The 21902-nt window shown below is 48.1% G+C and carries 14 protein-coding genes and 1 pseudogene; 11 read left to right on the forward strand and 4 right to left on the reverse strand.

Annotated elements, in window-relative coordinates:
* A partial coding sequence (locus tag QZ327_RS04280) for a sigma-54 dependent transcriptional regulator (RefSeq protein WP_294617426.1) occupies positions 1 to 1033 on the forward strand: 1033 nt, incomplete at its 5' end.
* Between the two features lie 67 nt (positions 1034 to 1100).
* On the opposite strand, the pseudogene QZ327_RS04285 reads toward QZ327_RS04280, so the two are convergent.
* The 4 genes and pseudogenes from QZ327_RS04285 to QZ327_RS04300 form a co-directional block, all read right to left on the reverse strand.
* A pseudogene (locus tag QZ327_RS04285) lies at positions 1101 to 2323 on the reverse strand (phage integrase SAM-like domain-containing protein).
* Complete coding sequence (locus tag QZ327_RS04290; RefSeq protein WP_005936676.1) at positions 2320 to 2880, reverse strand: helix-turn-helix domain-containing protein; 561 nt, start codon at positions 2878 to 2880, stop codon at positions 2320 to 2322. Before QZ327_RS04290 ends, QZ327_RS04285 begins: the two are co-directional and overlap by 4 nt.
* Positions 2881 to 3089: 209 nt before the next feature.
* The gene (dnaK, locus tag QZ327_RS04295) at positions 3090 to 4997 is read right to left on the reverse strand and encodes a molecular chaperone DnaK (RefSeq protein WP_294617430.1); all 1908 of its coding nucleotides are present in this window, start codon (positions 4995 to 4997) and stop codon (positions 3090 to 3092) included.
* Between the two features lie 503 nt (positions 4998 to 5500).
* A complete protein-coding gene (locus QZ327_RS04300; RefSeq protein WP_294617432.1) occupies positions 5501 to 6292 on the reverse strand; it encodes an META domain-containing protein in 792 nt (263 codons plus the stop codon).
* A 192-nt stretch (positions 6293 to 6484) separates the two neighbouring features.
* On the opposite strand from QZ327_RS04300, the gene QZ327_RS04305 reads away from it, so the two are divergent.
* From QZ327_RS04305 to QZ327_RS04350, 10 genes are all read left to right on the forward strand, one after another.
* Positions 6485 to 7678: a saccharopine dehydrogenase family protein gene (locus QZ327_RS04305; protein WP_294617434.1), complete on the forward strand. Its 1194-nt coding sequence runs from the start codon at positions 6485 to 6487 to the stop codon at positions 7676 to 7678.
* A 109-nt stretch (positions 7679 to 7787) separates the two neighbouring features.
* On the forward strand, positions 7788 to 8234 hold the full coding sequence (gene bcp / locus QZ327_RS04310) for a thioredoxin-dependent thiol peroxidase (protein WP_294617436.1): 447 nt from the start codon (positions 7788 to 7790) through the stop codon (positions 8232 to 8234).
* 49 nt (positions 8235 to 8283) lie between these two features.
* On the forward strand, positions 8284 to 9321 hold the full coding sequence (recA, locus tag QZ327_RS04315) for a recombinase RecA (RefSeq protein ID WP_294617437.1): 1038 nt from the start codon (positions 8284 to 8286) through the stop codon (positions 9319 to 9321).
* Positions 9322 to 9597: 276 nt separating this feature from the next.
* Positions 9598 to 12759 (forward strand): TonB-dependent receptor, encoded by a 3162-nt coding sequence (locus QZ327_RS04320; RefSeq protein ID WP_294617438.1) that lies wholly within the window; start codon positions 9598 to 9600, stop codon positions 12757 to 12759.
* Between the two features lie 39 nt (positions 12760 to 12798).
* On the forward strand, positions 12799 to 14484 hold the full coding sequence (locus QZ327_RS04325) for a RagB/SusD family nutrient uptake outer membrane protein (protein ID WP_294617439.1): 1686 nt from the start codon (positions 12799 to 12801) through the stop codon (positions 14482 to 14484).
* A 51-nt stretch (positions 14485 to 14535) separates the two neighbouring features.
* Positions 14536 to 15600 carry a DUF5017 domain-containing protein gene (locus QZ327_RS04330; protein WP_294617440.1) on the forward strand — a complete coding sequence of 355 codons (1065 nt, stop codon included), beginning with the start codon at positions 14536 to 14538 and terminating at the stop codon, positions 15598 to 15600.
* 39 nt (positions 15601 to 15639) lie between these two features.
* Positions 15640 to 16305, forward strand: coding sequence for a DUF4627 domain-containing protein (locus tag QZ327_RS04335; RefSeq protein WP_294617441.1), 666 nt, complete (start codon positions 15640 to 15642; stop codon positions 16303 to 16305).
* Positions 16306 to 16336: 31 nt separating this feature from the next.
* Positions 16337 to 17290 carry a fimbrillin family protein gene (locus QZ327_RS04340; RefSeq protein ID WP_294617442.1) on the forward strand — a complete coding sequence of 318 codons (954 nt, stop codon included), beginning with the start codon at positions 16337 to 16339 and terminating at the stop codon, positions 17288 to 17290.
* Between the two features lie 134 nt (positions 17291 to 17424).
* Positions 17425 to 19062, forward strand: a complete 1638-nt coding sequence (locus QZ327_RS04345; RefSeq protein WP_294617443.1) for a fimbrillin family protein — start codon at positions 17425 to 17427, stop codon at positions 19060 to 19062.
* A gap of 347 nt (positions 19063 to 19409) precedes the next feature.
* Positions 19410 to 21803: a polysaccharide lyase family 8 super-sandwich domain-containing protein gene (locus tag QZ327_RS04350; RefSeq protein WP_294617445.1), complete on the forward strand. Its 2394-nt coding sequence runs from the start codon at positions 19410 to 19412 to the stop codon at positions 21801 to 21803.
* Positions 21804 to 21902: the final 99 nt, after the last annotated feature.

Below are 21902 nucleotides of genomic sequence, written 5' to 3' on the forward strand. Positions count from 1 at the left end.
CGGTTCGCTGGACTATATACCCAAGCAACTTGTGGAAGACAAACTCGTGCCTCTGCTACGGAACATATTGAAGGAACGGCACACCGGACGAAGCCGTATGCCCCTGTTCTCTCGTGACGGCTCGGCTTTCCAAGCCATCATGAAGCGGATAAGGCTGGTAGCCCCCACCGACATGAGTGTGCTGATATTCGGGGAGAACGGCACGGGCAAGGAGCATATCGCCCACCTGCTGCACGACAAGGGCAAGCGGGCAGGAAAGCCGTTTGTGGCTGTGGACTGCGGTTCGCTCACCAAAGAACTTGCGCCGTCGGCTTTCTTCGGACACGTCAGAGGGGCGTTCACGGGTGCGGACAGTGCCAAGAAAGGTTATTTCCATGAGGCGGAAGGCGGCACGCTGTTTTTGGACGAGGTGGGCAACCTCGCACCGGAAACCCAGCAGATGCTTCTGCGTGCCATACAGGAACGACGGTTCCGTCCCGTTGGCGACAAGTCTGACCGGAGTTTCAATGTCCGCATCATCGCCGCCACCAACGAGGATCTGGAGAAGGCGGTCCATGAAAAGCGTTTCCGGCAGGATTTATTATACCGTCTGCATGACTTCGAGATAACCGTCCCGCCGTTGCGCGATTGTCAGGAGGACGTCATGCCGCTGGCTGAGTTCTTCCGTGAAATTGCGAACCGGGAACTGGAGTGTGATGTCATCGGCTTTGACGGAGAAGCCCGCAAGACATTGCTGACCCATGCGTGGCCGGGCAATGTCCGCGAGCTTCGTCAGAAAATCATGGGAGCGGTGTTGCAGGCGCAGACGGGTCTTGTCACGAAAGAGCATCTGGAACTTACCGTGACAAGGGCGACCTCACCTGTCAGCTTCGCCCTGCGCAACGATGCGGAAGACAAGGAGCGTGTCTTACGCGCGTTGAAGCAGGCGAACGGGAACCGCAAGGTTGCCGCCGAACTGCTCGGGATAGGACGTACGACGCTGTACAACAAACTGGAAGAATATGGATTGAAGTATAAATTTCAGCAACCATAGCCGGTAATTCACTGAATTTGGCTATCCCAAAAGTGTGTTTTTTCAAAAAATAGTATTATCTTTGCATTTAGAAAAAGTGTTCTTTTGATTTAATGCAAAACGAGGTGAAATACAGAACTTCGCTTGTTTCTAAATCGTTACCCATCAAGAAACGAATCTTTGCAAAATATTCAATTTCAGCGATAAAGACAATTCGTAATGTCTTCCGCAATGGTAGGTGATGTGCTTCGTTATTCCGGCTTCCGCAACCCATTTCTTTATCGGACGGTTAATCCATGACGGGTCTGGCAGTCCGCCAAAAACTAATTGTTCGCCGTCCTTCCTTTCACCACATAATTGAAATGCTTGTTCGGATATAGGCATATACTCAACGCCTTTGGTCTTTTGCTGAGTAAAGTTCAAACGGTAACCACCATTGAATACCTCTATCTCTGACCACTTCAACTTTTGAATGTCACAATGACGAAGCCCGGTAAGTGCAGAAAAGAGGGCGGCACGCTTCAACAACGGGTCGCATGGAGTTTGAGCCAAGCGGTTCAGTTCTTTAATGGTCAAGTATTCCCTACGGCTTTCTTGACCTTGAATACCCTTGATCTTTGCCCCAATATCAACCGTTAAATAGCCGTCAATGAAAGCCTGCTTCAATGCAGCCTTGAATATGGAGAAATAAGTGGATGCCGTATTTTGCGAGATGACACCTTTCTTGCCTCCTCCCTGTGGGGCGTTCAATAGGAACATACGGAATGATTCTATCAGCTTCAAGTCAATCTGTGAGAAAAGGATGGTATCTCCTTTCGCAAAGATTTTCAACAATTCATGTACACGCTTCCAGTTGATGATAATAGAATCGGAGCTATAGGCGTGGCGTAACCGTTGCACATGGTCGAAGTAGTCTATGAAGTTGCAACGTGAACGCTCTAGCTGCTCTGCCTGTTCTGCATCCGTTTCAGAATAAAGCGAAGCGTTATCGTATTCCTTTTGGCGCAGGCTCCTCACCTTGTCGGCATAGATACACGATTCTTGGTCTAATTGAGATTTGCATTGAATGATGCCGTTCAAGTCACGCTTTAGCTTATAAGTGGTCTTGCCGTCTTTGTCGGTTCGGGCATTCCGCGACTTATCCCATATGGGAGTGGTTATAGTACGGTTCAGATATTCACGCACTCTTTGAGGAGTGGGTTTGTCTGCTTGGAAAACCGGATAAGCTTCAACATACAGGTACCATTCCTCGCGGTATTCCGATTTGCGGAGTTTTACTGAAACTCGTGTATTGGCCAACGCTTTCTTCATTGCTTCATCCCTTTATATAGGTTATCAATTTCTTTCTTGGGCACATAAACGAAGTTACCTATCTGCCGGGTAGGGATAGAGTATTTACGGATATGTAGATAGACCGTACTGTCTTCTAAATGAAACTTCTTGGATATTTCGCCGATAGTATAACAGTCTTTAGGCTCCAAGCTATATAGTTTTGCAACGGGTTTGGGTTTTGTCAGAGCTTTCTTTCGTAGCGGATAGAGTTTCAGCAGTTCTTCTTTGCTGACACGGATTTGGTTAGTTCCAAGATTTATGTGCGAAATAGTCCCTTTATGTATCAGACGATACAGCGTATCTTTGCTGATGCCGAACATGGCATAAGCTTCCGACACCTTGATGTAATCTTGGTGCTTCGGGATGCTCTTTACAATTTCATCCAATCGCTGATTCCGCTTCTCTTCGTCTTTCCTGCGCTTATAGGCAATGTTGGAACAGCGTTTGGAGCAATACCACGATTCTATGGTCTTGGCGATGAACTCCTGACCACACACCTGGCATTTGCGCTTTATCTCGAACTTTGCTGCTGGCATAATGCTGATTTTTACTTGTTTGTATTCAATCCGTTTATATTTTGTCGCAGATTTCCGACTTTCTTATCGCGGCACAAATATGGTACAAATATACAATAAAAATCCGAGAAACAAGCAAATCCATCAGAAAGTGTTAAAAATAAAGTAGGGTGTAACTCATTGAGCTACACCCTACTTCTCTATCGTTAGTTATCGTTGTTTACCGATACTTACTTCACTTCCTCAAAATCAGCATCCTGCACATTGTCACCATGTTTGCTGTTATCCTGAGCACCGCCTTGTTGACCTGCATTCATATCAGGACCGGCTTGCGCACCGCTCTGAGCATACATCTCTGCACTTGCAGCCTGGAAAGCTGTATTCAGTTCAGCCATTGCAGAATCAACGGCAGCTAAATCCTGTGCTTTGTGTGCATCCTTCAGTTTCTGTAAAGCAGCTTCAATCGGAGCCTTCTTGTCGGCAGAAAGTTTGTCACCCAGTTCTTTCAATTGGTTTTCAGTAGTGAAAATCATTGAGTCTGCTTGATTCAGCTTATCAATCTTCTCACGCTCTTTCTTGTCTGCTTCGGCATTAGCTTCGGCTTCAGCTTTCATCTTCTCAATTTCCTCCTTACTCAAACCGCTGGAAGCTTCGATACGGATGGCTTGCTCCTTACCGGTAGCCTTATCTTTGGCAGATACCTTCAAAATACCATTGGCATCGATATCGAATGTCACTTCAATCTGAGGAACACCGCGACGAGCCGGAGCGATACCTGTTAAGTTAAACTGACCAATTGACTTATTCTGAGCAGCCATCGGACGCTCACCCTGCAGTACGTGGATGGTAACTTCCGTTTGGTTATCGGCAGCAGTGGAGAAAGTCTCGCTCTTTTTGCACGGAATAGTAGTGTTGGCATCAATCAACTTGGTCATTACACCACCCAAGGTTTCAATACCCATAGATAACGGAGTAACATCCAACAACACAACCCCCTTGATTTCATCTGTCAAAACAGCACCTTGAACTGCGGCACCTACAGCTACTACTTCATCCGGATTAACGCCCTTGGAAGGAACTTTGCCAAAGAAGTCTTCTACCAACTTCTGTACAGCCGGGATACGTGAAGAACCACCCACAAGAATTACCTCATCCACATCTGCATTGTTCAGACCTGCATCGCTCATTGCTTTCTTGCACGGTTCCAGACAAGCCTGAATCAGGTTATGTGCCAGGGCTTCGAACTTGGCACGAGTCAGTGTCTTCACCAAGTGTTTGGGCACACCGCCTACCGGCATGATGTATGGCAAATTGATTTCAGTACTTGTAGAAGAAGACAACTCAATCTTGGCCTTTTCAGCAGCTTCCTTCAAGCGTTGCATAGCCATCGGGTCTTGAGTGAGGTCGGCACCTTCATCGTTCTTGAACTCCTGAACCAACCAGTCAATGATTACCTGGTCGAAGTCATCACCACCCAAGTGAGTATCACCATTGGTTGACAACACTTCAAATACACCGCCACCGAATTCAAGAATAGAAATATCAAACGTACCACCACCAAGGTCAAATACGGCAACTTTCATATCCTTGTTTGCCTTATCAATACCGTACGCCAATGCAGCAGCTGTCGGTTCGTTCACAATACGCTTCACTTCGAGACCTGCAATCTGACCGGCTTCTTTGGTAGCTTGACGCTGAGAGTCAGAGAAGTATGCAGGAACGGTGATTACAGCTTCCGTCACTTCCTGTCCCAAATAGTCTTCGGCGGTTTTCTTCATCTTCTGAAGGATCATTGCCGAAATTTCCTGTGGAGTATAGAGACGTCCGTCAATGTCCACACGCGGAGTGTTGTTGTCGCCCTTTACCACCTTATAAGGCATACGACCGATTTCTTTCTGCACTTGTTCCCAGTTTTCACCCATGAAACGTTTGATGGAGAAAACCGTACGAGTGGGGTTCGTGATAGCCTGACGCTTGGCAGGATCACCAATTTTACGTTCACCACCATCTACAAACGCCACTACTGAAGGAGTAGTGCGCTTACCTTCACTATTTGCAATTACTACAGGTTCGTTACCTTCAAATACGGAAACGCAAGAGTTTGTAGTTCCTAAGTCAATACCAATAATTTTTCCCATGATTGTTATTTTTTTATTTGTTATCATTCTATGTTTTCATGTCCGCCACCCGGCAGACAGCAATAAGAAGACAAACGTTGTGCCAAATTGTTCTGAACTGTCGCAGATTTATACTTTGTCAGTTCATCTGCCAGTTTGGCAGAATTTAAGACTGTTTTCCTGCCGAAAATTACCATTTGCCAATTCCTATCTTAAAATCTTACTTCTGTCCACCAACTGAAAAAGAGCAAACTGAACATGAACAATATCAATCGGCTTTCCTCCATGCATTCAAAGCCTATTTGGATTTTCTGAAAAAATATTATCCCCACCCAGTCTGCCACGCCCCTCTCTATTATTGACACCTGTTTAAAAATAATAAGGATGCCAAAATAAAAATTAGAATACAAATTACGCAAGCAATGTTCTTTACTTCCAAAAGCCAGAACCTGTCCGACTTTATTACGCAATTTGTATTCTAATCTTTATTCCAACACCCTTCTATAGAGAATAAGGCGTACCCGTTATTTCTTTGCCAATACCATCACCAGATTATTATCCGCATCATAAAAGCCCATATCACCATTTGCCAACTTGCCAAAAGAGCGAGCTGCATTCAATGATTTCATTACCCGGCCTTCTACTTCCAAATCAGGACATGCCATCATGGTGCTGATAACTCGTGAAAAAGAGATAGCCACAGGATTGGCATCATCCACCTCAAACGAACCGTTAATGATATTACATCCGGCATTACCATGCAGGCGTTTCTGCGCAACATCGAACACAATATTAGGCTGCTTTTCCATTCCTGACGGAATAGCCTCCCCACCCGCTTCACTAATCATCCATTCGCCATTCAAATCGGACAGTTTGGAAGAAGCCTCTTTTTTCTGCAACACAATGAGCGGACGATTGGAAGAACCGCACAGAGCCATATTCCCCTTGCCCAGTTGTTTATATTTCTTTACTTGTCCCAAAGCCGCCAAAACATTGCTCTCTACCGTCATGTCGGGACACATCATACGCGTACTTCCTAATGCACCAAGATTTATCTGCCCGGGAGTGGCATTCACATCAAACGACCCCATCAGGCGGTTACAGCCGCTATTACCATACACTTTTCCATTCTTGGTGTCAAAACCGATAAAAGGAAACTCCTGATCCGGAGCAGGCACAACCGCGCTACCATTTATTTCAATAATATTCCACTCACCGCTCAACGAAGAGAGAGTTGCGGCGTTTTTAGTAGAAGCACAAGATGACAACCCCATCAAGGTAGCCGCCATACAAAGGGAAACAAATACTTTTTTCATTGCTTTTTTTGTTTAAGTTAATTTTTCGCGAACAAAGATATGTAAAATAACTAAAAAACAAATCCTTTGTTTAGAAATAGCAGTACTTTCTCTAAAGTATTTAGCAGGATTTTAATGTTTATCTGAGAATTAACCTTATATTTGCTCTTCGAAAAATGATAATCATATTTTAAACTCTTGTAAGTAAAAGAAATGGGTAAAGTTCTTATTATCGGTGCAGGCGGTGTAGGTACCGTTGTTGCGCACAAAGTGGCTCAAAATCCGGATGTGTTTACAGAAATCATGATTGCCAGCCGCACTAAATCCAAATGTGACGCTGTCGTAAAAGCAATCGATAACCCCAATATCAAAACCGCCCAGGTAGATGCAGACAATGTGGACGAGTTGGTGGCACTTTTCGATAGTTTCAAACCCGAAATCGTCATAAACGTAGCTCTCCCCTATCAGGATCTTACCATCATGGAAGCCTGTCTGAAAAGCGGAGTTAACTATTTGGATACAGCCAATTATGAGCCGAAAGATGTTGCTCACTTTGAATACAGCTGGCAATGGGCATACAAAAAACGTTTCGAAGATGCCGGACTGACGGCAATTCTCGGTTGCGGTTTCGACCCGGGTGTCAGCGGCATATATACCGCCTATGCCGCCAAACACCACTTCGATGAAATTCAATACCTGGATATAGTAGACTGTAACGCAGGAAATCACCACAAAGCATTCGCTACCAACTTTAATCCGGAGATTAACATTCGTGAAATCACCCAAAACGGACGTTATTATGAAAATGGCGAATGGGTGACTACCAAACCGTTGGAAATCCATAAAGACCTCACTTATCCGAATATCGGTCCACGTGACTCCTATCTTCTTTATCACGAAGAACTGGAGTCTTTGGTAAAGAACTTCCCTTCCATTAAGCGCGCACGCTTCTGGATGACGTTCGGGCAAGAGTATCTGACCCACCTACGTGTCATCCAAAACATCGGTATGGCGCGTATTGACGAAGTGGAATACAACGGTATGAAGATTGTTCCGCTGCAATTCCTGAAAACTGTACTCCCCAACCCGCAGGATTTGGGCGAGAATTACGAAGGCGAAACTTCCATCGGTTGCCGTATCCGCGGTTTGAAAGACGGAAAAGAACGCACTTATTACGTATATAATAACTGCAGCCATCAGGAAGCATACAAGGAGACAGGTATGCAAGGAGTAAGCTACACCACCGGTGTACCCGCCATGATTGGCGCCATGATGTTCCTCAAAGGCTTGTGGAGAAAGCCGGGCGTATGGAACGTAGAGGAGTTCGATCCCGATCCCTTCATGGAACAGCTTAACAAGCAAGGATTGCCTTGGCATGAAGTAATTGACGGAGATTTGGAAGTCTAAATAATTTTGAATTATGAATTTTGAATTTGCAGTGACACCATATTCATGTGTTGCAAGTACTGTAACAATTCAAAATTTATAATTCAAAATTCAAAATTGAATATACATTATGAATATCGGAGATAAAGCACCCGAAATATTGGGTATTAATGAAAAAGGTGAAGAAATTCGCCTGAGCGAATATAAAGGAAAGAAAATAGTACTCTATTTTTATCCTAAAGACTCTACCTCGGGGTGTACAGCACAAGCCTGCAACCTGCGTGATAACTATGCCGACCTGCGTAATGCCGGTTACGAAGTCATCGGAGTCAGTGTAGACAGTGAGAAGTCTCACCAAAAATTCATCGAAAAGAACAATCTGCCTTTCACCTTGATTGCAGACACAGACAAGAAACTGGTAGAGCAATTCGGAGTATGGGGAGAAAAAAGCATGTACGGACGTAAATACATGGGGACATTCCGCACCACCTTCATCATCAATGAAGAGGGAGTGATTGAGCGTATCATTGCGCCCAAGGAAGTGAAAACCAAAGATCACGCCGCACAAATCCTATAATAGTGATTGATAATTAATCACTAAACACTAATCATTAATCACTAAAATAATGGCAAAGAAAGACGAACTTAATTTTGAGAATGGGAATAACATGGCAGCAAGCGAAAAATTAAAAGCGCTGCAAGCCGCCATGGATAAGATAGAAAAAAGCTTCGGCAAGGGTTCTATCATGAAAATGGGCGATGAGAGCGTTGAGCAAGTAGAGGTAATTCCTACCGGTTCTATCGGGTTGAACGTGGCACTGGGTGTAGGCGGTTATCCTCGCGGACGTATCATCGAAATCTACGGTCCGGAATCTTCCGGTAAGACCACTTTGGCTATCCACGCCATTGCCGAAGCGCAAAAAGCAGGCGGTATTGCAGCATTTATTGATGCCGAACATGCTTTCGACCGTTTCTATGCAGCCAAACTTGGCGTAGATGTGGACAACCTTCTGATTTCACAACCGGATAACGGTGAACAAGCATTGGAAATCGCAGAACAACTGATTCGTTCTTCTGCCATTGACATCATCGTAGTAGACTCCGTAGCCGCCCTGACACCGAAAGCCGAAATCGAAGGCGATATGGGTGACAATAAAGTAGGTTTGCAGGCACGCCTTATGTCGCAGGCGTTACGTAAGCTGACATCTTCCGTAAGCAAGACGCGTACCACCTGTATCTTCATCAACCAGCTCCGTGAAAAAATCGGTGTAATGTTTGGTAATCCCGAAACCACCACCGGTGGTAACGCATTGAAGTTCTATGCTTCCGTACGCCTTGACATCCGCGGTAGCCAGACAATCAAGAACGGAGAAGAAATTATCGGCAAACAAACTAAGGTAAAAGTTGTAAAGAACAAAGTAGCTCCCCCCTTCCGTCGCGCCGAGTTCGACATCATGTTTGGCGAAGGTATCTCACGTGCAGGAGAAATCATCGATTTGGGTGCGGACTTGGGAATCATCAAGAAAAGCGGTTCCTGGTTCAGCTATAACGATACTAAAATAGCACAAGGACGTGACGCCGCCAAACAAGTCATTCTGGATAATCCGGAACTGGCGGAAGAACTGGAAAAACTTATTTTTGCAGAACTGAAAAAAGACAAATGATTTTCCAGGCTGACAATTCATCAGTCCCGAAATCATCAACTACTCCGGCACGAATTGTACGGCATCCTACGGATAAGAGATAAAACCCGTAGCTTCCTGTACCATTCGTGCCTTTTTCATATCGTCATATAAGCTGTATTATGTTCTGGTACGGCTTTCTTTATAAGTACAATTTCATTTTTGTACAATAATGTACTCTGTCTGTACTATTATAGAAGAACATTTCTGTTTATATTTTATAATTTTGCCGCCGGAGATTTAAAAATTTTTGATAATATGAAAAAATACCATTCCGCAGGTCTCAAAAGAGCGAGTTCTCTTTTACTATTTTTGTTGCTTTCGCTGACTGTGCTGCAAGCACAAATCAAAATCACAGGTACGGTTACCGATGAAACCAAAGAAACAGTTATCGGAGCCAACATCACCGTCAAAGGAACCACCATCGGAACTATCAGCGACATCAATGGTAAATACTCAATTGAAGTCCCCAATCAAAAAGCAATTCTTATATTTTCATTTATCGGTTATACCACGCGTGAAATTCCGGTAGGAAAGAACAAAGTGATTGATGTCGTAATGAAAGAAGACGGCGTAATGCTGAACGAAGTGGTAGCGATCGGTTATGGTAACGTCAAGAAAGGCGACCTTGCCGGTTCCGTTGCCAAAGTAGACATGGAGGAACTCAATAAAACCCCTGTCGCCTCATTCGACCAGGCATTAGGCGGACGCGTTGCCGGCGTGCAAGTGGTAAGCGGCGACGGACGTCCCGGAGCAGCCGCAAACATTGTTATCCGTGGCAGCAATACGGTTTCCGATAATTCAGATGGTTCTCCGCTGTATGTTATTGACGGCTTTGCAACCGACGACCCCAATGCTGCCGCCTATAATCCCAGTGATATTGAGTCTATGGACATCCTGAAAGATGCCTCCGCAACAGCCATTTACGGTGCGCGCGGTGCCAACGGTGTAATCATTATCACCACCAAGCGCGGCAAGGAGAGTGCTCCCCGGGTGACATACGACGGTTACTTTACCTGGCAGGAACAGCCCCAGTTTCTCGACATTATGAACGGTAAACAGTTCATAAAACTACAGACCGAAATGCTGACTGAAAAAGAGCTGAACGATACCTATTTCGGTTATAGCGAAGCATTGGGACGTAAGCGTACATTGGCAGATTACGACCATATACCTTATTATAACTGGCAAGACGAAGTCTATCGGGGCGCTCCCATGACAAGCCACAACGTGTCTCTTTCAGGCGGTAGCAAAAACACCCGCTATAGTTCGAGCATTTCCTATTATAACCAGCAGGGTGTTATCATCAACTCCTCCTACGAGAGTCTGAAGGCACGCCTTACGCTCGACCAGAACATTACCAAAGACATCAAGTTCGGAGCCACGATGAATTTTGCCAATAACCTATCCAAAGGCTCGGCACCCTCACAGTCCGGTGGCGGTACGTCTCAATACTACCTCTACCAAGTGCTTGCTTACCGTCCGGTCACTTACAACGAGAAAGACGACCTAATCAACAACATGGTAGATGAAAGCGGAAACTATCCGTACAATCCCATGAAGACCGTACAGAACTCATACGACCAAACCCGTACACGCCAGTTGAACCTGAACACCTATCTGACTTGGGATATTATCAAAAACCTGACATTCAAAGCCACTTTCAACTATACGTGGCGGCAGGACGTGCGCCGGACATTCTACAATTCGTCCACCTATCAGGGAGACCCTAAATACTCCGCAAGCGGTGTAAACGGTAATTTCTCCGACAAAGACCGCAACAGCTGGTCCAACGAATACACCCTGAGCTACAAACGCCGCTTCGGCGAACATAACCTGACCGGGCTTCTCGGTGCTTCCCTCTCCAGCGACCGCAGCACGGTAGTGGGAGCCGGTTCGGGACTTATCACATGGGAGAGCCTCGGTTTCTGGGGATTGGACAGCGGTACGCCCCGCTCCATTACCGCCACCAGTGTCGAAAGCAAACTGATGTCTTACTTCGCACGTTTCAACTACGATTGGCGGTCACGCTATATACTGATTGCCACCGTCCGTGCCGACGGTTCGTCACGTTTCCCTTACAACAAATGGGGATATTTTCCTTCGGCATCGTTTGCCTGGCGTCTTTCCGACGAACCTTTCATGAACTTGGAAGATACGTTCGTATCCAACCTGAAATTGCGTGTGGGCTGGGGAGCTACCGGCAACAACAATACCTACAACGACTACGCCTCTTCCGTGCTCTATGCCACCAATCAGAACTACGCATTCAACAACATGCTGACTTCCGCCATCTACAACAGCCAGATAGGCAATAGAGACTTAAAATGGGAAACCACCTATCAGACTAATATCGGTCTGGATTTCGGCTTCTTCAACAACCGCATCAACGGTGAAATCGATATCTACAATAAAGATACGAAAGACTTGTTGCTCTATGCCGAAGTGCCCGGTTCGCTCGGATTTTCTTCCGTACAGCAGAATATAGGAAGCATCAACAACCGTGGTCTTGAATTTTCCATCAATACCGTAAACTTTGTTGGTGGCAAAGGCAAGTTCAAATGGACCACAAACTTCAACATTTCATTCAACAAGAGTAAGGTCACAGGTCTTTCCGACGGACAGGAAAGCCGCTACAGCAGTGTGATAACCACCAACAACTATATTTGCAAGGTAGGACATCCGCTGTCCGAAATGTACGGTTATGTGTACGACGGTGTATACCAATATGAAGACTTTAATGAAGTAGCCCCCGGACAGTTCGTATTAAAACCCGAAATTCCTAATAACACCGAAGTCCGCAGTAATATCAGACCCGGTAGCGTCAAGTTGAAAGACTTGAACGGTGACGGCAAGGTGACCGCCGAAGACCAAACCATCATCGGCCACAGCCTGCCCATCCATACCGGCGGTTTTACCAACAACTTCGAATGGAAAGGTTTCGACCTGAGCGTGTTCTTCCAATGGTCTTACGGCAACGATGTCATCAATTATAACCGTACCCGGCTGGAATCGCTCAACAGCAAGCACACTAACCAACTTGCCTCGGCAGCCAACCACTGGACACCGCGCACAGTCAATCCGGACGGTACTGTCACGGAAGGTAACTACACCAACTACCTCTGCGCCCCCAACCGCAGCCTGACCAACATCAACACCGACCGCGAAATAGAGGATGCTTCCTTCCTGCGGTTGAAAAACGTGCAACTGGGCTACAGTTTCCCCACCAAGATGCTGAAGAACCTGAAGATACGTTCGCTCCGCGTATATGTATCCGCACAGAACGTCTGGACGTGGACCCAATATACAGGTTACGACCCTGAAGTGTCCACCCGCAACTCAGCCATGACACGCGGTTTCGACTACTCCTCCTATCCGCGTACCCGTTCCTATACGTTCGGCGTGAAGTTAGGTTTGTAATATATGATATTCTGAAGTAACTAAAAAGATATAAACACCATGAAAAAGTTGATATATATACTGTTAAGTGCCGGTCTCTGCACCTCATGCAATTTCTTGGACACTGAAATCTACGACAATCCCGATGCGGAAACCATCTATCAGGATGCAACTTCCTGCATGTCCGGATTAGCCGGGGTATACGATGTCTTGGGCTATGCAGGAACATACGGGCAATATCTGTGGGGAGACCTCGATGCAGGTACGGACATTCTTGTCTACAACCGTAGTTATGGCAAAGACAACCTGCAGCCCAATCTTTATACGCACAACAATACGGACGATTATATCAAAGAGTGCTGGCTCGCCCTTTACAGCGGCATCAACCGCGCCAATGATTTTATCGACCTCATCAACCGGCGTACGGACGAACAATGTGGAAGTGCCAGGAACAAGAAAATGTTCATTGCCGAAGCCCGCGCTCTACGCGCACTCTACTACATGAACCTGGTGGCTTATTGGGGTGAAGTGCCCTTGCGCCTGACCCCTACCCGCGACCTCACCACGCAGCTTCTGGAGAAATCTTCGCAAGAAACCATTTATGCGCAAATCATCCGCGACCTGAAAGCGGCAGAAAACGGCTGTCTTCCTGCCGATGAACTGAATGCTCCGGGGCGCATTTCACGTACCACCGTACAGGCATTGCTGGCACGCGCCTATATCTGGCAGTCCGGCTATCCCGTTTATGCCGACACCTGGGAAGAAGCCCGTACATACGCCAAGAAGGTAATAGACAGCAACCTGCACCGGCTTTATGGAGAGAACGATGCCAACCGTCAAGGCTATCGCGACCTTTTCATCAACATGTGTTCCAACCGTTACGACCTCGAAGCCCGTGAAAGCATGTTCGAAGTGGAATTTTACGGTAACAGCATGGACCGCAGCAACGAGTGCGGCAAAGTAGGCCTGTATATCGGTATATCACAGGGGGTAACCACCGACCCGGATGTCCCCTACGCATACGCTTGGTACGATGCCACCAAGATACTGTACCGTCTCTACGAAAACGGCGGGCTGAACAATGTAGGAAAAGAACAGGGTGACCAACGCCGCTGGTGGAACTTTGCCGACTACAGCTACAAGACCAATGACAAAACCGGTAAAGTGGAAAAGAATTACCTGACCGATGCCAACCTCAGAAGTGCCAACGCCTACGGGCGTACCGGCAATCCGGGCAAATGGCGCGCCGAATACGATCCCGTGCGTCCTTGGGCACGCAACAATTCGTCCATCAACTTCCCCATCATGCGTTTCTCCGATGTACTGCTGATGTTTGCCGAAGCCGATAACGAACTGAACGGTCCCACACAAGCAGGCATAGACGCCATCAACCGCGTCCGTAAACGTGCCAACGCCACAGAGATAAACCTGTCGCAGGCAGGCATCACCGACAATTCCGCCAACCTGCGCCAATTCATTTTCGAGGAAGAGACCCGCGAACTCTGTTTCGAAGTGCCCCGCCACATGGAACTGCGCCGCCGTGGCGAAGCTTTCTACTTCGACCGTATCCGCCTGCTTGCCGACCAGAGCGCTCCCGAAGGCCAGCCAAGCGCCACCGTAGGTTACGAGCGCAGCGATGTCCGTTCCGTCCCTGCCTACAACATTTCCGAGCGCAACCTCTATCTGCCCATACCGCAGTGCGAGCTTAGCACCAACACCATCTGTAAGCAGAACGAACGTTGGTAACCCGATTAAAAGAGTACATAACAAAAACGATAAACAACAGCTCATAACGATATGAAAACAACCAATAACCCCACTTCCGGCAAACGCCTTGCACAGTTGCTTGCGTTATGCCTGCTGGCGACTTTCTCCTCGTGCGACCGCGACGAAGCCGAAAGTGTAACGTTCGGCGTAAACGTACAATCCCCCGATGCGGTGTATGTCGGACAGCCTGTCACTTTCGAGTTCGACGGAAACCCCGACTATATATCCTTCTACTCCGGCGAGAAGAACAACCGGTATGCCAACCGCGAGCGTACTACGCTGCCCGAAGTGGACAGCCTCGGACTCTCGTATGCTGCCAAGATGCAGTATGCAGAGAACTACGACTATGTAAACGACCGCATCCTGCGCATCATGATTTCCGATACTTACGACGGTTCGGGCAACATCAATCCCGAAGAGTGGTTCGACCTCACCGACCCGGATCTTGCTGCCGACAAGGAACATCTTTTGGAAAGTGTCATCCTGAAAAGCGGCACCACTGTCGACCTGCCTTATGCGGCAGTCAACCTGAGCCAGTATAAGGACAAGGATTTCTACCTCGCTTTCCGCTATCTGGCAGAACCGCATACCGGAGTAAAGAGCAAAGGAGATTTGCGACCGGACAACGGAAAACCCTATAGCTACGACAATCGTCCCCGCATCGACATCACCGAGCTTAAACTCGTGAAGCGCGAACCGGACAAAAACCTGATTGAAGTAGAAGACATGATGACCGAATTTGCATTCGGAACGAACTTCGTAAATTCCAAAGTGCAGAACAACTTCACCATCACCAACTACCGCCTGATGTTCCAACCGCAAGAGTATGTCGCCTCCGGCGAAACTGTCACTGCCGATGAGTCTCAGGACTACGACATGGATGTATGGATGGTGAGCCAAAAACTGTCGTCGCACAGCGTAGAACCCGACCGAGGCACTCCCATCAAGGGAACCAACGCCCGTCTCGCCACCTACCAGCACACGTATAGCGAACCGGGCACCTACACCGCAACCTTCATCGCCACCAATGCCAACAAATGGGACTCGAAGCAAACGATATACGAAGTGACCGTTGAGGTGAAACCCGCACAATAAACCGGACAATTATTAACCATTAAAAAAATAAGTACCATTATGAAAAAGATTATTTTAAGCGTTTTCGGCATGCTGGTCATGGCAGCCGGAGTACAAGCACAAGAATTGATAAAGGACAATGAGTTTGACAACGCCGACCTCACTACGGAATACGGCAGCAAGGACAACGTCACATTCGGCGCATGGTGCTCCGTAAACAACGAAACGGCAGCATCTTTCCGCATCATCAACGACAAACAGCGCGGCAAGGTACTGGAGTTTTCCGTAGACCCCAAACTGACCACCTGGTATAAGTCTTTCGTGGCACAGCGTTATGAGGGAAGCGTAGAACCGGGCATGTACAAATTGGGCTTTTGGGCAAAGTCCGAAGATATGGGACAGGTGAAAGTATTCATCCGCCTGCGCGATGCCGCCGGCAAGGATCTGCAACGCTTCGTTCTGTGCACGCAAAGCCAGCCCAAGAAGGCGGACCGCAAATTCTACGGCGGCTTCGGCAAAGCCAACCCTTCGGGCAAATGGACTTACTACACGCTCGACTTCAATTTCGGCAAGATAAGCAACAGCATCTACCAGTTCACCATGAACGAGACGGAAGATGCCACCCCTGCCGACCTGACTAATTTCTCTATCTGCTTCCAGAACAGCTCCACCGAACCGTCGAGCATCCTGATAGACGGCGTTTCGCTGAAAAAAGTAGAAGAATAACCCGCAACCCACTAAAGAAACGGTATCCGTTATGATAAAAGACAAACTCACATTTCTCTTCCTCGCAGGGGCGCTGTTCGCCGCTTGCAGCGATGACGAGGCACCTGCCGCAAATCCTAAGGTATACCCGCTCGTCATCGAAGCAAAGGTATACGCCACCTACGACCCCCGGCAGGAAGGAACCACCTGGACCAAGCCCGAGGATAAAATCGGCGTTTACGTGCTGAAAAGCGGAAGCAGCGAAGTGGTAAGCCCGCACGCCAACCTCAGCTACAGCCCCACGCCGACTTCGTACGACGACTACTTCCAGCCCGACCAAGTGGATGCCATCCCCTACTTCCCGCCGACGGGCAGCGACGTATGGGACGTAGCCGTCTACTATCCGCGCCATGAAGCGTTCGACACCGAAGGCATGGTTCCTCTGAAACTGGACAAGCAGGGAGAACTGAAAGCCTCTTCCCTGCTCTACGCACGCGCCAAGTCGCTCAGCCGGGAAAACACGGTGGCTTCCATGCGCCTTGCTCCCGCCCTGAGCCGCCTGGTATTCTACTTCCGCGCAGGCGAAGGCATAACAGCCGAACAGTTGAACGATGTAACGGTAGACCTTGAGGGGCTGCCCACCGTTGGGCACTTCAATGTAACCGACGGACGCTTCAGTGCCGACACGGAGAGCATCGCTTCTTTCCGCATGCGCACCGCATCATCTACAGACGCCACCGTGGCACGCACCAGCGAGGCATTCGTCATGCCCCTCGGCAGCACCCGGGGATACGTCGCCACCATCAATGCCAAGCAGCTGCCCGATGCGCTGAAGAAAAAAACATACGCCATCAGCAGCAGTATCGGCAGCCTGGAACGCGGCATGCAATACGTGTTCGATGTTACAGTCAGCGCCGGTGGCGGATACGACATCGAAAGCTCTTCCTCTCCCATCGCAGGCTGGGAAGAAGGAGATAAAATCAGCGGCGAAGGAGAAGAAGTATAAATCCATTTCCAATACATAGAATATAAATGTTGGAAATTAAAACATATCATTGCCCCCTCCGTCATTCAGAACGCAGCGAAGAATGACAGACAGGACAAGATAATCAGTCATTAATACATAAACAATTTAATAATATGAAAACTTTAAAGCATTTAGCACCCTGCCTTGTAGCGGCATTCATCGCCACAGGTTGCAGCCAAGAAAATAACGAACCGCAAACAGACATAAAGAAAGGCACTCCCGCCGAGTTCATAATGACGATAAGCGGCGGAGCCAGCATGCGTACCGTAACCACGCACGACGAAAACAACCGTACCATTGCCTGGAGAACGGGCGATGAAGTGGGCATTTTTGCCGTAAGCGACGACGGGACACAAGACAATTGCAAATATACCTACGACGGAACCGAATGGAAAGCCGTGAACATAACTGACGCCATTGCGCTGGAAGACGGAAAGGAGTACACCTTCTATGCGTATTACCCCTATACCGAAGGCGTAACAGCCACTGTTGCAGGCATGAACGTATCGGCAGACCAGTCGTTTACCGAAAGCGCAACCAACAGTAACTACGACTTGAGCGACGTGCTTATCTCAAAGACAGAGAAAAGCGCTTATAGCGGTACCCCCATCAACCTGAACTACAGCCACGCATACGCCATGGTAGAGGTGCTCGTAGCCGGAGACAAGATAGGCGACACGGCTCCTCAAAGAATAGTATTGAAAGATGTAGTGACCGATGCCAACATAAACCTTGTTTCGCAAACAATCACGACTACTGCCCAAAAGCAAGATGTGGTGATGGCTTATGTGGAAAGTACGGAAAATACCGGTACTTATTTGTATCGCGCCATTGTTCCCGAACAAACCATAGCACAAGGCAGCACCCTGTTGGAAGTCTACGGGGTAAACGGCGGCAAGAATTACAGGTTTAAAACTCCCAATAAAGATGTGACCTATCCGCAAGGCAAGTATTTCAGAATGGAAGTGACTATCGGTGAAAACAATACAGGTATCAAGTTCCCCGCAGGAAGCATCGACCCGTGGACGCCGAGTGAAGGTACAGACTTGGAAGGCGAGGAATTGAAAGTTAAATTAGTTACTATTCCTATATCATCTTTAATTGATATCCAAAACGATGTAACAACTGATAATATTGATGTTACTAAACTTAATATAGTAAGCGAAACGCTATATAATACAAATAAGAATTATTGGTATGCCGTAAATAACTATAACGGTGAAACATTAAAAGAAGTAAGCCTTAATTCCCAAGAGAATGCTATCTCATATCAAATGGATGCCGTAGCGCCAGCATACAGTTGGTTTAAAACCGGTATAGGTTACCATTGTGACCTCAAGGGAATTGTAAACTTCAAACCTGGATATTATAAACTCACATTAGAATTAAAATCAGACAATGCCACAGAAGCTGCCCCTGTTACCTTACGTACCATCCTTAGAGCTACTACAGATAAAGAATATACTGGTCTCAATAATAACAAAGATGTATTCTTTGCCGATAATAATAATAAAACTTATACAGATTTTACTTTTAAAAAAGCTGAGTGGACCTCTCATACAATCTATATAAACTTCAAAAAAATAGGCACATATACTGGTACAACAACGATAAGTGATGTACTTGAAGATGATACGAAAATTTATCAAGAATTTGAAATTAAGTTCAGATTTAATAAAGACAAAGGTGGTAATATACTTATCAGAAATGTACAAATGGAACAAATTGACGATAGTGACTTACCACAATAATTAGCCTATAATTCAACCTTAATCAAATCTCTACCCAAGAGCCTTATTGCTCTTCATCAAAATCCCTTACCGTCCCCCAACGGCAAGGGATTTTTAGTTTTACTTCCGCACCTTTCGGGTACTCATTCCCCCATCACTGTACGAAGATATTAAGCGATACAGCACACTACTGTACGGGTGATACAATGCTGCTGTATATGTGATATATCATCACTGTATGCAAAATACATCGTTTCCCCCTCTCCCACTCTTACGTGAACAATAATCTCCCTTTTTCTGTATTTTTTTGCACCTCACATTCCCTTAAAATGACGAATTTAGCAACCAAAATTTAAAAAACTGATAGTATGAAAAATGTTCTTGGCTTATTATTGCTTCTGTCGCTGGCAGGACAGCCGTGCGCGCTGGCTGCAGAAGCAATTGGCAACAGCGGTCCGTGTGCCGCCATCGTCCATCCGTCCGGCAATACTTCCGATACCTCTGTCGAAGATTTGCAGAAACTACGTAAGAAATATCCCCTGAAACCGGCAAAAGCCACCAAAGCCGAAGTGCAGCGCGCAGTCGATTTCCTAAAAGGATTCGACACCGCCAAAATGGAGACGGTGAAGATTGAAGACACCCGCCGGCTCGCCGCCGCCCTGCGTGCACTGGCATACGCCGCACAGGAGAACCTGCCCGAAGGGTCCGAGTTCTCACCCTATCTGGACCGCATACTGAAAGACGGAGTCATAGAGCGCATCCCGGCATTCCCGTACAACTCGTACACGGACGTGCGCATTGTCCCCGTCGACTTCCTTTCCGCCCTGCCTATGTGTACGCCCGAACAGCGGGGGCAACTGATTGAAGCGGTAAAGGGCCTGATGGAATTTTACAAACTCAACCAGAAAGATGCCATCCTGAAACGTACCGTCAACTCCGACTACCTGTACAACGTGCTGCCCCACCTCTTCGTATGCGCACTCCACAACCCGGACGATGCACAGGCGGCGGAAGACCTGCGTTCGTTCTCGCGCTACCTCTCGGCATGCACGCAATACGTGCCCGGCGAAAAAGACATCCTGAAGCCCGACGGCACCGGCTTCCACCACAAGACGCACTACAACGGCTACATGTACTCCTACCGCACCTGGGTGGAATACATGGGACGGCTGAAGGGTACCTCCTTCCGCATCACCCGCGATGCCTACCGGCGCATGAGCAAGGCCATCGTCAGCGTCTATCTGATGGCTACCTCTTCCGCATCCGATGCAGGACACTTCTATGCCAACAGCCTTGCCGGGCGCCATCCGCTCTACGGGCTGGATGTGAACTTCTCCAAAGCCCTTTTCCGTGAACTGGTGGAAGTGGGCGGAGACATCGACGGTAAGGAGTTCGACCCGGAACTCGCCGCCTACTACAACGCTTTCTTCAAAACCGGCCATTACAAAGGCGTCGCTCCCCGAAACACGGACGGCTTCTACCAATTCAACTACAGTCCGGCAGGTGTATACCGCCAGGCAAACTGGGTAGCCACCATGCGCTGCCCCACCACCCGTTTCTGGGGCGGCGAAATCTACAACAAGACCAACCGCTTCGGACGTTACCAGTCGCACGGCACACTGGAAGTGATGTATGAGGGTTCTTTGGAAGCATCCGGCTATCCCTACAAGGACAAGAAGAGCGCCGAGAAAGGCGGCTGGGACTGGAACGTGATGCCCGGTGCCACCACCGTGCACTACACCGACTGGAAGTCGATGCTGCCCAACGGCAACAATGCCGACCGCTTCGACCAGTGGGCACACACCACCAACTTTGCCGGCGCGCTGGCATGGGGCGACTGCGGACTGTTTGCCGCCGCCTTCGACCAGGACGACAAATGGGGCGGGCAACGTTTCACGCCCACCCGCCTCTCTTTCTGCAAGTCCGTCTTTGCCATCGGCGGCATGCTGTTCAGCATGGGCAGCGGCATTAGCGCACAGGGCGAGTATCCCGACGAATGGCTGACAGCCACCAACCTGTTCCAAAGCATCACGAGCGGCAAAGCCTCAACGGTAATCAACGGCAAAACGCTTGCCGAGGGCGACTCGCTGAGCATTCCTTCCGACAAAGACTCGTGGATAGTAAACCCGTGCTCCACCGGATACTTTATTCCTGCCGGAAACGACCCGCTCATCGTCCGCTACGGCAAGCAGACCACCCCTTCCTCTTTCGGACTTACCGAACAGGGCATGGGGACGATGACTGCTGCCAAAGCCTACCTGCTGCACGGTGCCAAGCCCGCGCGGAAGAAGTACCAGTTCCTCGTGGTACCCGCCACCACAACCGAACGCATGCGTGCCGATGCGAAGCGTTTTACAGGCAAAGGCGGCATCTTCGAGGTAAGGCAGCAGCAAGACTCGCTGCACATCGTGAAGCATACGCCTTCGCACACCACCGCATACGCCTTGTTTGCCCCTGCCACCGGACTGAAGGAAGGCGCACTGCTCGCCGCGGACAGCGAACTGCTGCTGCTCGAACGCATCAGCGGCAAGCAACTTTCCGTGGCAGTCTGCAATCCCGACCTGCGTCCGCAGCCCGACAAATACTACGGTTGGATATCCACCCCCACCAATGCCACGCTGACTTTCCGCGGAACGTGGGCCTTGGACGCCACAAGCAATGCAGAGAACGTATCCGTCACCCATTCCGACGGACAAACCCGTGTAACGGTAACGCTGGAAGAAGGTTTCCCCCGTTACCTGAACTTTATCGAGAAGAAATAAAAAAATCAGTATAACACATCAGTATAAGGCACGGCTCTTTCATTCAAGGGAATTAAAGGGAATTGGAAGGAGTTATCTTACTCCCTTAAATGAAAGAGC

Source organism: uncultured Bacteroides sp. (assembly GCF_910578895.1).
Lineage (GTDB): Bacteria > Bacteroidota > Bacteroidia > Bacteroidales > Bacteroidaceae > Bacteroides.